The 15,129-nt window shown below is 69.7% G+C and carries 12 protein-coding genes and 1 pseudogene; 6 read left to right on the top strand and 7 right to left on the bottom strand.

The genetic code is table 11. The annotated features are described in order from the left end of the window. Positions 1–89: 89 nt before the first annotated feature. Positions 90–560, top strand: a complete 471-nt coding sequence (locus WHN02_RS20345) for a DUF1707 domain-containing protein (RefSeq protein WP_434740295.1) — start codon at positions 90–92, stop codon at positions 558–560. A gap of 64 nt (positions 561–624) precedes the next feature. On the opposite strand, the gene WHN02_RS20340 is transcribed toward WHN02_RS20345, so the two are convergent. From WHN02_RS20340 to WHN02_RS20315, 6 genes and pseudogenes are all read right to left on the bottom strand, one after another. Next, entirely contained in the window at positions 625–1,194 is a 570-nt protein-coding gene (locus tag WHN02_RS20340; protein ID WP_434740294.1) for a helix-turn-helix domain-containing protein, read from the bottom strand. Then, positions 1,191–1,337: a hypothetical protein gene (locus WHN02_RS20335; RefSeq protein WP_434740293.1), complete on the bottom strand. Its 147-nt coding sequence runs from the start codon at positions 1,335–1,337 to the stop codon at positions 1,191–1,193. Before WHN02_RS20335 ends, WHN02_RS20340 begins: the two co-directional genes overlap by 4 nt. Positions 1,338–1,728: 391 nt before the next feature. Then, a pseudogene (locus WHN02_RS20330) lies at positions 1,729–1,926 on the bottom strand (type II toxin-antitoxin system Phd/YefM family antitoxin); the annotation flags it as partial. 54 nt (positions 1,927–1,980) lie between these two features. Beyond that, complete coding sequence (locus WHN02_RS20325; RefSeq protein WP_434740292.1) at positions 1,981–2,388, bottom strand: arsenate reductase ArsC; 408 nt, start codon at positions 2,386–2,388, stop codon at positions 1,981–1,983. Beyond that, the gene (locus WHN02_RS20320; protein WP_434740291.1) at positions 2,388–3,122 is read right to left on the bottom strand and encodes an aquaporin; all 735 of its coding nucleotides are present in this window, start codon (positions 3,120–3,122) and stop codon (positions 2,388–2,390) included. The genes WHN02_RS20325 and WHN02_RS20320 overlap by 1 nt, the downstream gene beginning before the upstream one ends. After that, a complete protein-coding gene (locus WHN02_RS20315; RefSeq protein ID WP_434740290.1) occupies positions 3,107–3,487 on the bottom strand; it encodes an ArsR/SmtB family transcription factor in 381 nt (126 codons plus the stop codon). The genes WHN02_RS20320 and WHN02_RS20315 overlap by 16 nt, the downstream gene beginning before the upstream one ends. A gap of 108 nt (positions 3,488–3,595) precedes the next feature. On the opposite strand from WHN02_RS20315, the gene WHN02_RS20310 reads away from it, so the two are divergent. Beyond that, positions 3,596–4,060, top strand: coding sequence for an ArsI/CadI family heavy metal resistance metalloenzyme (locus WHN02_RS20310; RefSeq protein WP_434740289.1), 465 nt, complete (start codon positions 3,596–3,598; stop codon positions 4,058–4,060). Positions 4,061–4,458: 398 nt separating this feature from the next. After that, positions 4,459–4,902 (top strand): hypothetical protein, encoded by a 444-nt coding sequence (locus WHN02_RS20305; protein WP_434740288.1) that lies wholly within the window; start codon positions 4,459–4,461, stop codon positions 4,900–4,902. 81 nt (positions 4,903–4,983) lie between these two features. Here WHN02_RS20305 and WHN02_RS20300 read toward each other — a convergent pair whose 3' ends face one another. Further along, a complete protein-coding gene (locus tag WHN02_RS20300; RefSeq protein WP_434740287.1) occupies positions 4,984–5,715 on the bottom strand; it encodes a hypothetical protein in 732 nt (243 codons plus the stop codon). A gap of 604 nt (positions 5,716–6,319) precedes the next feature. On the opposite strand from WHN02_RS20300, the gene drmD reads away from it, so the two are divergent. Genes drmD through WHN02_RS20285 form a run of 3 tightly spaced genes read left to right on the top strand, consistent with a single transcriptional unit; the run spans position 6,320 to position 15,105 of the window. Further along, positions 6,320–9,460 (top strand): DISARM system SNF2-like helicase DrmD, encoded by a 3,141-nt coding sequence (drmD, locus tag WHN02_RS20295; protein ID WP_434740286.1) that lies wholly within the window; start codon positions 6,320–6,322, stop codon positions 9,458–9,460. Continuing rightward, a complete protein-coding gene (locus WHN02_RS20290) occupies positions 9,457–13,452 on the top strand; it encodes an Eco57I restriction-modification methylase domain-containing protein (RefSeq protein ID WP_434740285.1) in 3,996 nt (1,331 codons plus the stop codon). Before drmD ends, WHN02_RS20290 begins: the two co-directional genes overlap by 4 nt. A 45-nt stretch (positions 13,453–13,497) precedes the next feature. Further along, positions 13,498–15,105 (top strand): 3'-5' exonuclease, encoded by a 1,608-nt coding sequence (locus WHN02_RS20285; RefSeq protein ID WP_434740284.1) that lies wholly within the window; start codon positions 13,498–13,500, stop codon positions 15,103–15,105. Positions 15,106–15,129 lie beyond the last annotated feature (24 nt).

Genomic DNA, 15,129 nt, shown 5'->3' with positions numbered 1-15,129 from the left:
ACCGTCTGCTGCTGCCCCGAGCCGCGGTAACCGGTCCGGTTGATCGTGCTGTCTAGGCTGGGGCTCCGACGGGAGATCGGACGCGGGCGATGAACCTGAGAGAGCGGGTGGGCACGGCGCAGCGGACCCAGGTCCTGGACCTGCTGTCGCAGGCCCTGGAGCAGGGCTACCTCGATCTCGGCGAGTACGAGAGCAGGATGTCCGCCGTGCACGGGGCGCGGTTCGTCGGTGATCTGACCAGCCAGGTGGCCGACCTGCCCCGCCAGCTCCGCTGGTATCCGTACCCCGTCCCGGTGGCCCCGATCGCACCACGGCCCGCCACCGGTTCCGACCAGCGGGCCTACCCCTGGGCCGTCGTTTCGGTGGTCCTGGGTGGTCTATCCCTGTTCTGTGCTCTCTGCTGGGGCATCGGCGGGGTGCTCGGGGTGGCGGCGATCCTGCTCGGGCGGCCCGGCCTCAAGAGCCCGTCCAGTTACCCGCTGGCGGTCATCGGCATCCTGCTGGGTGCCGCCGGTCTGACCCTGTCTCTGCTCACCATCCTGCTCTTCGTGATGCTCTGACCCCGGTCCACGCTGTCCCGGGTCGCCGCGACCCCGGCGGAACGCGAACGCTCGTCGTGTTCGCTCAGCGAAGGCCTCCGGCGAGAACTTCGGATCGGCAGGGTGCGCAGGCTCCAGCGGGTTGTCCGACGTGACCGCGCCGCTGACACCGATCGGCACCCGGCGGTGGCGGCAGTGCGGCACCTCGACGTTCCGGGTCCGGGTGGCGGTTGCTGTTCTTCGGGGTCCGATCCCACCAGCGTCGCGCACCCGCGCGCTTCTGCTTCAAAACCCCTTCGCCTTCGGGTGACACGCCCCCGGTGTCGGCGGCACCCCCAGGGGGCGGGTTCTGGCGGGTCTGGTCGTCAGATGGCACCCCCGCGCTCTGGTTGGCACCCCCGCCGAAGACGATCCGGTACACCCGGGTGGCGATCCCGGCGGCCTTGGTGACGACCAGTCGGCCGAGTTGGATCAGCTTGGGGATGCACCGTTGCACGGTCCGCTCGGAGCAGCCGGCGTACTCGGCGATCGTGGCCACGCTGGGCCAGGCGTCGCCGGCCCGGTTGGTGTGGGCGGCGATGGCCAGCAGCACGCGGCCCTCGTTCTTCGGCAGGGTGCGGGATTCGAGGAGCGCGGCCTTGACGGTGAGGCTCATCGGGCACCGCCGGTGGAGGCGAGGCGGCGCGGGGCACCGGTGCGGAACTCGGCGCGGAGGCCGGAGGCGGGGCCGCTGTCGCCAGCGACGAGCCGTCGAGGGGTGGTGTGCGCGCAGGCGCGCACGTGCGCAATGATGTGCACGGGTCAGGACCTCTGTTCCTGATCAAGGGCCCGGAGCTCAGGTGTTAGCGCACCTGCCGGGCCCGTCTTCTGTTGTGCGGACGATCGTAGCGTCTACATTCGACTGACGGCGCAGCGGCGCATGCAAGACATGGGACGTGTTCGGCCCGGACCGTCGGTGCGGGTCAGCATCAGGCCCACGGGCCGTGTGCGACCACTTGTCGAGCCGGCCGCGTCTGCCAGCGCCAGCAGCTGCGGCACCGGTCGGGGTGAACCTGCCAGGCCCTCGGCGGAGGGCGTGGTCCACCTCATTCGTAGTGGTAGCGGCACAGGGCGTTCACCCGTTTGAGCATCTGGCGATCTTCCTGCCAGGTCACATAGTCTTCCCGGACTCGGCCGGCGAACTGGACCTTCACGCTGCCGACCCCTCGCCTGAACTGGCGTCGGGGTCGATCAGGTCGTGCATCTCTCCACCCCCGTTATGCAGCTCTTCGACGGCTTCATTCAGACGGCGCGCGTTGGCGGGGCTGGCCATCAGGTAGGCCGTCTCCTTCAACGACTCGTACTCGCGCAACGAGATGATGACTGCCGCCTCCCGGCCGGACCGGGTGCGCCCAGGAGCGACCGCGGTATCAGGCCGGCCGATGGTGACGAGTGGGGTTGCTCAGCTCTGCGGCTCGATGCTGGCGAGGAGGTCGGTGACGCGGGTCTTGATGTCGTCGCGGACCTGGCGGACGATGTCGAGGGGTTGGCCGGCGGGGTCGGTGAGCTTCCAGTCTTCGTAGCGTTTGCCGGGGAAAACGGGGCAGGCGTCGCCGCAGCCCATGGTGATGATGACGTCGCTGGCTTCGGCGGTGTCCCAGGTGAGTCGGGTCGGGGTCTGGCCGGTGATGTCGATGCCGACCTCGCGCATGGCGTCGACGGCGGTGGGGTTGATCTGGTCGGTGGGTGCGCTGCCGGCGGAGCGGACGTCGATGGTGTCGCCGGCGAGGTGGCGCAGCCAGCCGGCGGCCATCTGAGAGCGGCCGGCGTTGTGCACGCAGACGAACAGAACACTGGGCTTGTGGGTCATCAGGATGCGCTCTCTCGGGTGGGGTGGGGCATGACCACGGCGTCGGCGCCGTGCCCGGCGTGGGGGTACCAGGCGGCGAGGGCGGCGATGGCGACCAGGCCGCCGAGGAGTTGGGCGACCACGAAGCCGGGTACGGAGGTGGGGGCGATACCGGCGAAGGTATCGGTGAACGCGCGGCCGATGGTGACGGCGGGGTTGGCGAACGAGGTTGACGAGGTGAACCAGTACGCCGCGCCGATGTAGGCACCCACGGCAGCCGGGGCCGCGTTGGTGCGGCCGGAGCGAGCCAGGGCGAAGACCAGCACGACCAGTCCGGCGGTGGCGACTACCTCAGCCAGCCACAGGTTCGCGCCGGTCCGGTCGGTACGGGACCAGGAGACCGCCGGAAGCCCGAACATGAGGGCAGCCAGCACCGCCCCGGCAACGGCCCCGGTGACCTGTGCACAGACGTAGGCTGCGAGGTCCCGGGGAGTCAGACCGGTCCCGAACCGGCGGCCGAGCCACCAGTCAACGGCGGAGACGACCGGGTTGAAGTGCGCGCCCGACACCGGACCGAACACCAGGATCAGCGCGCCCAGAGCGAGAGCGGTAGCGACCGCGTTCTCCAGAAGCTGAAGTCCGATATCGGTCGGGGAGAGCCGGGCGGCGGCGATTCCGGAGCCGACGACGGCGGCGACCAGCAGGGCCGTGCCGGCGAACTCCGCAGACGCCCGCCGGGTCAGGGGGAGGCGCACGCAGTGGCCTGAGCGTCGGCGGGGATGTCCAGCAACGCGCCGAGCTGCCGGAAGGCTTCCGGGCGTACCCGGTACCAGACCCAGGTGCCCCGCCGCTCGGAGCCGACCAGGCCCGCGTCCCGCAGCACCTTCAGGTGATGGGAGATGGTCGGCCCGGACAGGCCGAACGCCGGGGTCAGGTCACAGACGCAGATCTCCGGCACCGAGGCGATCATCGACATCAGCCGCAGCCGGACCGGATCACCCAGGGCCTTGAACATCGGGGCGACCGCCGCCGCCTGGTCGTCGTCCATCGGACGTACCGCGATCGGGGCGCAGCAGGCCACGGCCTCCGAGTCGACCACCGGCAGGTCTTGTTTCGACATGCGTCTAGGTTGACAGATATCAAAACAGGCGGCAACCTTGGCCTTGCTTCGAAAACCATCTAGACAAGGGCTGAAGCAGCGACCGGAGCCCTCGTCAGGAGGAGAGCCATGTCTCGCGTTCAACTTGCCCTGCGCGTGTCCGACCTCGAAGGCTCCGTGGCCTTCTACTCGAAGCTGTTCGGCGTCGAACCAGCCAAGCGCCGCCCCGGCTACGCCAACTTCGCCGTCGAGAACCCGCCGCTGAAGCTCGTGCTCCTGGAGGGCGAGCCCGACCAGCCGACCGTCATGGACCACCTGGGCGTCGAGGTCTCCACCACCGACGAGGTCGACGCCGCCACCCAGCGCCTCACCGAAACCGGCCTGATCACCCTGGAGGAGAACAGCACCGAGTGCTGCTACGCCCTCCAGGACAAGGTGTGGGTACACGGCCCCGGCAACGAGCCCTGGGAGGTCTACACCGTCAAGGCCGACTCCGACCAGCTCGGGAAGAAGGTCACCGCCAGCGCCTGCGGCACCCCCGCCACCGCCGCCAAGGAACCGGCCACCACCGGAGCCACCGGCACCTGCTGCTGACGGCACCGCACCGCAGCAGTCGCCATCCCACCCGCAACGCCTGACCCCCACGTGGAGTGCGAGTCGGGCGGCGGGATGGCGGCAAGAGCGCCGGCTGGTCGGGAGGCGGCGCGCCGGCGTGGCGGATTCGGCGGCTGGTGGCCGGGCGCGTGGTGGACCGTTTCCGGGGCGGCCTGGTTGCACCGTCCATGGTGATCTCCCGGGGCAGAAATCGGGCGGGGATCCCCGGCGGTGCGATGGATCTGACCGGTGCCGTCGAACCCGGAGCCGGGTTGCCACCAGCGGCCCGGCAGGTTGCCGGCACCCTGGGAGGTTCCCGTGACGGCACCGACCGATGCTGTCGGTGTCGACCGGTACGGTCCGGTGGGGCAGACCCCGATGATCCGGGGTGACGGGCAGTGGAAGACCTACCAGCCGAACGGCTGACGCTGATGGACGGCGGTCAGGTGAAGACGGCGGGGATGTTCCTGGAGTTCGGGCCCGTCCGCTCGGCCGAGCCGCAGCGGAGCATCTTCGACAGCGTCGCCGACGAGGAGTTGCCCGACGTGGCCTGGGTGGTCGGCTACCTTGACGCCGGTCATGTGCTCATCGACGTCATGGACGTCGCCGCCGATCCGTTCGAGCCCACCGAGCGGGTGCTGAACGGCTCGACGGTGCTGACCGACGGCGATTGGCTGTGGCGCAAGGATCTCGCCTACTACGTCCGCCGGCACCGGGTCGCGGTGCCGGCGGAGTTCCTGGCCCTGATCCGCGAGCGCGGGTACGCCGTCCCCGCGCGTGGCGTGCCCGAGCTGACCGCCTGCTCGCAGCGGGCACGCGAGTTGATGTTCTGGAACAGTTGACTGCCCACCGGTCGGGCGGGACGGGCGGGCGGACGCCGACGGGCTGCTTGTCGCGCACAGCACCCTTCAGCGCGCGGAGGGTCAGCGATGTGACTCCTCGGACGGCGGTGGGGCGTTGTCGATCAGCGTGGGCCACGACGTCGGGGCTGGGCCGAACGCGCGACGACTGGCCTGCACGGCCAGCGAGGCGAGGACGGCGTTGGCACCACCACCGATCAGAGCGCCGATGCCGAACGGTGCCACCCGGCCGATCACGATGATGCCCTGTTTGGTCCCGTACTTCGTGATGAAGTGTCGTCCCAGAAGCTTGTTGATCTGGCGTAGCGTCTCGGCGGGTACCTTGGCGGCGACCTGACGTCCCCAGTGTTGCCCCGTACGCTCGGCGACCTTGCCGATGGTGGCGGAGCCGGACCCACCGAGCATGATCCCCATGACGATCGTCCGGCGGCGTTCGAGCTCGTCGATGGGGATTCCGTGGACCTCGGCGATCGAGAGTGCGAAGAGGGCGCTCAGCTCAAGAGAGGACAGAGCTTCGCCGGCCGACAGTGCCAGCGCGACTCCCGTGCCGACGCCGGGGGCTGCCGCAGCCCCACCCACTGCGGCACCCGTTCCGGTCAGGGCACTGACGTACATCCGTTCCAGGTTGCGGATCACCTGTGCGGGCGTCGCCTCGGGGTTGCGCTGGCGGGCCCGGGTGATGTTCTTGCGCACCAGTGGGCTCTGCAGGTCGATGGCCTTGTTCAGGAGGTCGAGAACCCGCTGCCCGGGTCCGGTTGCTGCCGGAACCGGCCCGTCGAAAGCATCTGCTGCCATGCCTTGAACTCCTCGGGTTCATGCCCCAGTTGGGTTTTCGCACTCGACCAGCCGAGTGGAACTTGCGCCGATCGGCGAACGGTGGACACCGTACTAGCGTCGGTGGTGCCGTTTGTCCTTTAAGGAATGGTTGTGGAGCTTGCCAGTCGGCTACCTGACAATCGTTTGCGATACGGCGGCAGGCTGCGGCCGCTGATGGCGAGTGGAAGACCCGCTGTCCGGACGGCGGGGTTTGATGGACGGCTCAGGTGAAGGCGGCGGGCATGTCCCAAAGTCCGGCCCGTCCGCCTTGGCCGAGCCGCAGCGGAGCATTCACGGCCGGTCGGGTCGCCAAGAGGGTGATCGGGGTCCACCGGACGGCCGGTGGCCAGCGCCGGACGTCGGGGCGCAGTTGTACGTCCGGGGCGTTCCAGGAGGCATGTCAGTAAGGCGACAGGTGGTCCGATTGACGAGACTGGCGGGCGATGGTCTGCTGAGTGCCGCCATCGGGGCTGTGAAGTCAGAACACAGTTCGATCAGGTGACTACAGACCCGTCAGCATTCGTCCGCGGAAGGTGCGGGGCGGATTCGTGTGGGGCGAACCAATGGGGAGAGAATGCCGAGCGTGACGACGGCGATACCGCAGATCAGCAGGCTGGTGTCGGTGCGCGGCCAGCGGTGGGTGGTCAGCGCCGTGCAGCCGGGCGAACACAGCACCCTGGTCAGCCTGCAGAGCGTCGAGGACGGCCGCTACGGCCAGACCCTGGACGTGATCTGGGAGATCGAGCCGGGTCGTCGCGTGCTGCCCCGTGGTGCCCTGCCCGACGTCACGGATCGCAGTTTCGACCCGCCGCAGCGGCTCGCCGCCTTCCTCGACGCGGTCCGCTGGTCGGCGGTCACCTCCGCCGACGTCAAGACGCTCCAGTCGCCGTTCCGCTCCGGCGTCGCGATCGAGGACTACCAGCTCGAACCGGTCGCCCGTGCGGTCGACGCACCCCGGGTCAACCTCCTCCTCGCCGACGACGTGGGTCTCGGCAAGACGATCGAAGCCGGGTTGGTGACCCAGGAACTGCTGCTGCGCCACCGGGCCCGACGCGTCATGATCATTTGTCCGGCGGGCCTGACCATCAAGTGGCGCGACGAGATGGCCGAGAAGTTCGGCCTCGACTTCACCGTCGTCGACTCCGAGCGCTGCGCCGAGGTCCGTCGCAGCCACGGGTCCGCCGCCAACCCCTTCGAGGTCTTCCCACTGAGCATCGTCAGCCTGCCCTGGCTGCGAGGACCCAAGGCCCAGCGGCTGCTCGACGAGATGTTGCCCGCCGACGGGCCGTCGTACCCGCGCACCTTCGACCTGCTCGTCCTCGACGAGGCGCACCACGTGGCCCCGGCCGCGCCCAAGCAGGTCTACGCCGTCGACTCGCAGCAGACGAAGCTGATCCGTCGGCTCGCCCCGCACTTCGCCCACCGGCTCTTCCTCTCCGCCACCCCGCACAACGGCTACCAGGCGTCCTTCACCGCTCTGCTGGAGATCCTCGACAACCAGCGGTTCGCCCGAGGCGTCAAACCGGACCCGGCCGCCGTCAGGGACACCGTGGTCCGCCGCCTCAAACGGGACATCGAGAACCCCGACGGCAGCCCACGCTTCGTCGAACGCCGGGCCATGTCGATCCCCGTCGCCTATCCCGAGGAGGAGCGGCAGATCCACGCCCTGCTCACCCACTTCGCGGAGCTGCGCGGCAAGCGGCTGCGCTCGCAGCGCGGGCGTAAGGCCACCGACCTGGTGACGTTGCTGCTCAAGAAGCGGCTGTTCTCCAGCCCGGCCGCCTTCGCCCACACCGTCCGCGTCTACCTCGACACCCTGGCCAGCAGGAAGGGCGCGGCAGCACCGGCCGACACCGACGAGGTCCCGCAGTGGATGGACGAGTTCATGGACGACCTCGCCACCTACGACGACGACCAGGCCGCCGAGGCCGAGGACGACGCCCTCAGCCGGGTCCGACCGATGCAACCCGACCCCACCGACGACGAGACCAGCCTGCTCACCAAGATGCTCGACTGGGCAGAGGCCAAGGAAGCCCTGCCGGACGCCAAGGCGACCAAGCTCATCGAGTACCTGACCGCCGTCTGCCGCCCCGACGGCCGGCACTGGCTCAACGAGCGGGTCGTCGTGTTCACCGAGTACCGCGACACCCAGGCGTGGCTGGCCGAACTGCTCCGTCAGCAGGGCTTCGACACCGGCGGCCGACTCGCCCTGCTGCACGGGGGCACCCCCACCGACGACCGGGAACGCATCCGGCTGGAGTTCCAGGCCGACCCGACGGAACGCCCGGTGCGGATCCTGCTCGCCACCGACGCCGCCAGTGAGGGCATCGACCTGCAGAACCACTGCCACCGTCTGGTCAACTACGACATCCCGTTCAACCCGAACAAGCTGGAGCAGCGCATCGGTCGCATCGACCGGTACGGCCAGCGGTTCCACCCGGAGATCCAGCACTTCGTCGGCACCGGATTCGGCAGACACGTCGACCCCTTCGAGGCCGACCTGGAGTTCCTCTCCCGGGTCGCCACCAAGGTCGCCCGGATGGAGGCCGACCTCGGCTCGGTGAACGCCGTCCTCGCCGACGCCGTCCAGCGGCGGATGCTCGGCGAGCAGGTGACAGTCGACGTCGAGCGGGCCGGCAGGTCCCGCAGCGGCGGTGCCCTGCCCACCGAGACCAACCTGCGCGAGCAGGTCCGTCGTCTCCGCGCCGAACTGGACCGGACCGTCGAGGAACTCGGCATCACCCCGTCGGCTGTCAAGCGGGTCGTCGACACCGCCCTGGTACTGGCCCGGCAACAGCCGTTGAGGAGCCACACCGACGACCGAAACCTCCTCGACGGTCTCTACCAGGTGCCCCCGTTGACCGGCTCCTGGCAGCGCGCCGGTGCCGGACTGACCGCCAAACTGGCCGACGGCGACGAGCCGGCCCACCAACTCCCGGTCGCCTTCGACCCGCAGGTCGCCAAGGAGGACCGCGACAACATCGTCCTCGCCCACCTCAACCATCCCCTGGTGGCCATGTCCACCCGGCTGTTGCGGGCCGCCGTCTCCAACCCCGACATCGGCCTGCACCGGATCACCGCCGTCGTCAGTGACGACCCGGAGTTGGAGGACGTCCTGGTCGGGGCGTACTCACGGTTCGTCCTGGTCGGCGCGGACGGCGTCCGGCTGCACGAGGAGGTCCTCTACGCCGGAGGATGGGTTCCCGAACAGGGACGGTTCCGCCGGGTGGATAGCCTGACGACCCTGGGCGGGATCCTCGACCGGGCGTTGACCCTCGGCACCGAGGCCTCGCCGGTGGTGCAGGCCCGGGTCGCCGAGCGTTGGTCGACCGCCGCTGCCAAGGGTCTGCTGTCGGCGATCGAACGGCGGACCAAGGCCCGGCAGGACTCCCTGGAACGCAAGCTCGCCCAGCGGCAGGAGGCCGAGCGGCAGCGGATCACCGACAACCTCGCACAGTTCGCCGCCACCCTCCGCGACGCCCTGGCCTCCGACGACAGGGAGATGGAACAGACCCTGATCAGCCGCGCCGAAGCCAGCCGGAGCAAGGAGGAACTCGCCCAGTACCGCAAGGACCGGGATTCCTGGGACAAGCGCCTGAGAGCCCTCGACGTCGAGCGCGACCGTGAACTCGACGCGGTCACCGCCCGTTACCGCGACCCGAAGGACCACAGCTTCCCGGTCGCCGTCGTCTTCGTCGTCCCGAAGCGGGAGGCCACCCGATGAGCCGCACCTTCCGACGTCCCGCCCCCGACGGTGCCGAACAGCACCGCAACTGGCTGAGCCTGGTCGAGGTCAGCGGCCCCTTCCTCAGCCTGCCGGTGCTGCGCCGCACCTGGCCCACCCTCGACACCCTCGACAGGCCGACCCGGGAGCGGCTCCGTCAGGAACACGCCACCTGGCAGGACGACACCACCGGCGGCCGGGAAGCCTGGATCGGGTACGTCCTGGGTGACCTGCTCGGTTGGGGCGACGCCCTGCACACCACAGGCCTGGACCACCTCACCCACACCGTCGCCGAACACGACACCGCCCTCTCCGCGTCCTTCGCCCTGGTCGAGCCGGGGGAGGAGGCCAAGCCGGACAGCGTCCGGCTGCTCGGGTCGATCTGTCCGCCCGGCCAGCGGCCCACCCTCCGGGTCGAGGACTCCACCTGGGCGGCCACCCCCGCCGACCGGCTCGCCGTCCTCTGCCGACGTCACGGTGTCGAGCTGGGGCTGGTCACCGACGGCCGCTGGTGGACGCTGGTCTGGGCCCCGCGCGGGGGCGTCACCACCACCGCCACCGTCGACGCCGTCTCCTGGCCCGAGGCGGCCGAGCGGGACGTCGTCCGTGCGTTCGTGTCGCTGCTGTCCCGTCGCCGGTTCTTCGGCGTGCCCGACGACGAGAGACTCGTCCCGCTGCTGCGGGACAGCCTCAACAGCCAGGAGGAGATCACCGAGGCGCTCGGCGTCAACGTCCGCCGGTCCGTCGAACTTCTCGTCGCCGCCCTCGGCCGGATCGACGTGCACGACCGGAGGTCCGGGGGACCCGGACTGGCCCACGTGGACGCTCACGACGTGTACCGGGGCTCGGTCGCGGTGATGATGCGGATCGTCTTCCTCCTCTTCGCCGAGGAACGCCGCCTGCTCCCCGCCGACAACGAGCTGTACGCGAAGGCGTACTCCGCCGGGCAGCTCCTGGCGGAGCTGGAGCAGCAGGTCAAGCAGGGCACCGAGGAGGACCTGGAGCACACCTCCGCCGCCTGGCACCGGCTCCTCGCCCTCTTCAACGCCGTCCACGACGGCGTCGACCACCCCCGCCTGAGGCTGCACGGCCACAAGGGGTCCCTCTTCGACCCGAAGATGTACGCCTGGCTGCCACTGACCGTCGACGACCGGACCGTTCTGCACATGCTCCGCTCGGTGCAACGGGTCCAGGTCGGGAAGGGCCGGTCCAAGGAGACCCGGACGGTCAGCTTCCGGGCACTCGACGTCGAGCAGATCGGGTACGTCTACGAAGGCCTGCTCTCCTTCGAGGGCTTCCGCGCCGAGGGGGTGACCGTCGGCCTGATCGGCGGGGAGGGCATCGAGGAGGAGGTCCGCCTTGCCGACCTGGAGGCCCTGCGCCAGCGGCACCCCGACCCGTCGGCGCTGGCCAAGGCGCTCGCCGAGACGTACAAGTCCTCCAAGATCGGCTCGGTGGCCGCGCTGACCAGGGCACTCGTACCACTCGACGGGGTGGACCGTGAGGAGGCCCGGAAGAGACTCCTCGCTGTCAACGGCAACGACTACGAACTCTCCGAGCGGCTGCTTCCGTTCCAGGGCCTCATCCGCGACGACCTGCGCGGCCTTCCGGTCGTGATCCTTCCCGGCGCCCTCTTCGTCACCGAGTCGGCCCTGCGCCGCAACACCGGCACCCACTACACACCCCGCAAGCTCGCGGAGGAGGTGGTGGAGGGGGCACTGGAGCCGCTGGTCTACCGGGTGGGTCCGCTCCAGACGGCGGACACCACCCAGTGGGTCAAGAAGTCGGCCGACGAGATCCTCGCCCTCAGGGTCGCCGACATCGCGATGGGGTCGGCGGCGTTCCTGGTGGCGGCGGCCCGCTACCTCGCCGGACACCTCATCTCGGCCTGGGCTAGGGAGGGCGACGGGAAGGCCGCCAGGTATGCCGAGTCGCGTACCGACGACCGGGCGGTGGACGCCGACGACGACCCCCTGGTCATCGAGGCTCGGAGGCAGATCATCGGGCGCTGCCTCTACGGGGTGGACATCAACCCGATGGCCGTGGAGATGGGCAAACTCTCCCTCTGGCTGGTCTCCATGGACCCCCGACGCCCCTTCACCTTCCTCGACGACCGCCTGGTCGCCGGGGACTCCCTCCTCGGCCTCGGCAACGTCACCACCCTGCCGGGCAAGAAGGTCCGGGACCTCCGTCTGGAACGGGAGATCGCCGAGTCCCGGGACCTGCGGCGGCGGATCGCCGAGCTTCCCGACGGGCCGGACGCCCTGGCGGAGAAACACCGGCTCCTCGAAGAGGCCAAAACGGTCCGGAAGCGTGCCGAGGTCTATGCCGACCTGGTGGTCGGGGCCTCCCTCGCCTCGATGAAGCGCGGCCAGGACCCGGTTGCTATCGCCGGCAGAGTCGCCGAGCTGACCCAGAGTATGGCCAAGGGCGGCAGCCCGGAAAAGCTCCGCGAGAAGGCCCGAGAGTGGCTGAGGCTAGACCAGCCGACCGGTGCTTTCGACCGGAAGCCACTGCACTGGTCCCTGGAATTCCCCGAGGTCTCCGAACAGGGCGGCTTCGACGCCGTCATCGGCAACCCTCCGTTCCTCGGGGGGCAGAAGCTGACCGGTGCGATGGGACTCGCCTACCGGGAACGGCTGGTCAGTGCCATCGGTCGGAACGCCCGGGGCAGCGCCGACCTGGTCGCCTATTTCCTGCTGCGGGCACACGACCTACTCAACTCTGGCGGGCAGACCGGCCTGATCGCCACCAACACCCTCGCCCAGGGTGACACCCGGGAGGTCGGCCTCGACCAGGTGGTCGCCGGCGGCACCACCATCCGCCACGCGGTCAAGAGCCGCCCGTGGCCCTCTCAGTCTGCGGCTTTGGAGTTCTGCGCCGTCTGGACCAGCCGGGCCGGACTCGGCCCGACCGCCGAGCGACGTGCCGACGGCATCGTGGTCACCGGGATCACCCCCTCCCTCGACGCCGAGAAGCGAGTCACCGGCAACCCCTACCGCCTGGAGCGCAACACCGGCATCTCGTTCATCGGCTCGTATGTGTTGGGGCTCGGCTTCACCATGGAACCGGAGAAAGCCGCCGCGCTGAGGGCGAAGGACGAACGTAACCGCGAGGTCATCTTCCCCTACCTGAACGGAAAGGACCTCAACTCCCGCCCCGACTGCTCGGCAAGCCGCTGGGTCATCAACTTCCACGACTGGGACGAGGACCGAGCCAAGACCTATCCGGACGCCTACGAACAGGTCAGGACGCTGGTCAAGCCCGAGCGAGACCAGAACAATCGTCAGGCGAGGCGTGAGCGGTGGTGGCAGTTTGCTGAGCGTTCGCCTCGGCTGTACCAGTCGATCACGGACCTGAAGCGGGTCGTGGCGATCACGCGGGTGAGCAAGACGGTGATGCCGGTGCTGGTGCCGACCGGTCAGGTCATCAGCGAGGCTGTGGTCGTTCTTGCGACAGATGACACCGCGATGCTGGCGTTGTTGTCGAGTTCGCCGCACTACTGGTGGGCGGTCAGCCGGGCATCCTCGATGAAGGCAGACCTTCGATACACCCCCTCTGATGTGTTCGAGACGCTGCCACTGCCACATGTGACTCCCGGGGTGCGGGAGCATGGTGATCGGCTTGATGTGTATCGGCGGGATGTGATGTCGAGTCGGCAGGCGGGGTTGACGGCGACGTACAACCTGGTTTTCGATCCGGCCTGTCGGGACGAGGACATCGTGGAGTTGCGGCGGATCCACCGGGACATCGACGAGGCGGTCTGCCGGGCCTACGGCTGGGACGACCTGGTCGAGCAGGGGCTCGACCACGGGTTCCACAAGGCCGGTGCCTACACCCGCTACACAGTCGGCCCCGCAGCCCAGCGGGAGATCCTGGACCGCCTCCTGGAACTCAACCACGAGCGCTACGCCGAAGAGGTCGACCAGGGCCTGCACGACAAGAAGAAGCAGGCGAGCCGCCCCAAGGGCAGCGCGGACACCCTGTTCTGATCCCCACTCTCACCCCCCGATCTCACCCCCGAAGTGGAGGCCGACGTGTTCTCGCGTGGGCAGCTCACCCGTCAGCGCGGTGTCGACCCGCGATCCCTGACCTTCGCCGTGCTCGACCTGGAGACCACCGGCCTGGAACCGGGCCGGGGGTCGCGGGTCTGCGAAGTGGGGATCGTCCGGATGCGCGGCGACGGTGTCGTCCTGGACGAGTATTCGACCCTGGTCGACCCGGAGAAGCAGCGGATCAACAACAGCGAGTACCACGGGATCACCGTCGCCGACGTCAGGTCGGCACCCACCTTCGCCGCGATCGCCGGGGACGTCCTGGCCATCCTGGCGGACGCAGTGGTGGTCAGCCACAACCTGGACTACGAGGAGAAGTTCCTGGCCGCCGAGTTCCGGCGGCTGGGAGTCGACCTGCAGGGGGTGCCGGGTCTCTGCACGCTCGTCACCGCCCGCACCCAGCTCGACCGGTGGGGATACAAGCTGGAGAACGTCAGCCACCTGATCACCGGGGAGTGGCTCGACGCCCGGCACTCGGCCCTCGGCGACGCCCGGGCGCTCGCCGCGACCCTGGCCAAGCTGGTCGCCGAAGCGCCACGACGGCTCTCCTGGGTCGGTCCGACACCGGTGCCGCTGCCCACGACGCTGTCCCGTAGCGGCCCGATCGCTCCCCGGGCCACCGGACTGCGTAAGGGAACCCAGGGGTGGCTCGGCACCCTGACGGCACGTCTGCCACTGATGACCAGCCCGCCCCCGCCACGCCCCGAAGGGTTGGGTGACTACCGGGCGCTGCTCGGTCACGCGCTCGCCGACGGGAAGATCGTGGGGGAGGAGGCCAACCAACTGGCGGTCGCGGCGGCGCGGGCCGGGCTGACCCAGACCACCGCCCGGCAGGTCCACGAGGAGTTCCTCGCCGAGGCCCGGGCGCGGGCCGAAGCGGACGGTGTGGTCACCTCCACCGAGCTGCGGGAGTTGCAACGGGCAGGTCGGGAACTCGCCGCCTCCCACCTGATCAGCGACCTGGAGGAGGCCGCCGCCGCGAACCGGGCCAAGGGGAACGGGCCGCTGAAGGGGTGGCGGCTGCTGCCAGTCGGTGACTCGCCCGCCCTCACCGAGGTGCTCGACTACGCCGTCGAACACGGGGCCAAGGTCGCGGTCAACCTGACCAAGACCGTACGCCTCGTCGTGAACGACGACCTCCCGGAGACGGACCCCCGGATCGCCAAGGCCCTGGCGGCGGGGGTCGACGTCCGCTCGCCGGAACAGGCCCGCAAGCTCCTGGAGACGGAGGTGGCGAAACCCGACGGGCTCTTCGCCGACCGCGACGGGGAGCAGGTCGCCTCCCGGATCAGCGCGGAGCAGGCCGCCGTCGCCGGACCCCGGCGGCCCGAGTGGCACGAGTTCTGGCGACCCCGTGAGCTGACCGACGCCGAGTACCACGCGGAGTTCGTCGCCCGGTACGACGACCGGGAAGAGTTCGACGAGGTGGTGTACACCCTCACCACCGCGCGCCAGGCCGGTCAGGCCCCAGTCCACCGCACCCCGGTGACGGCCGGTGGTCAGGCGAAGAGCGGCTGCGCTGTCGTCATCCTCGCCGGGGGTGCGCTGGTGGCCGGGCTCGCGGAACTCCTCCGACAGGTCGTCGCGTGAGGACGGCGACGGGCCGGGGTGCAT

This window comes from Micromonospora sp. SH-82 (assembly GCF_051132485.1).
In the GTDB taxonomy this organism is placed as follows: Bacteria; Actinomycetota; Actinomycetes; order Mycobacteriales; family Micromonosporaceae; genus Micromonospora.
This window is presented reverse-complemented; position numbering and strand designations above follow the sequence as displayed.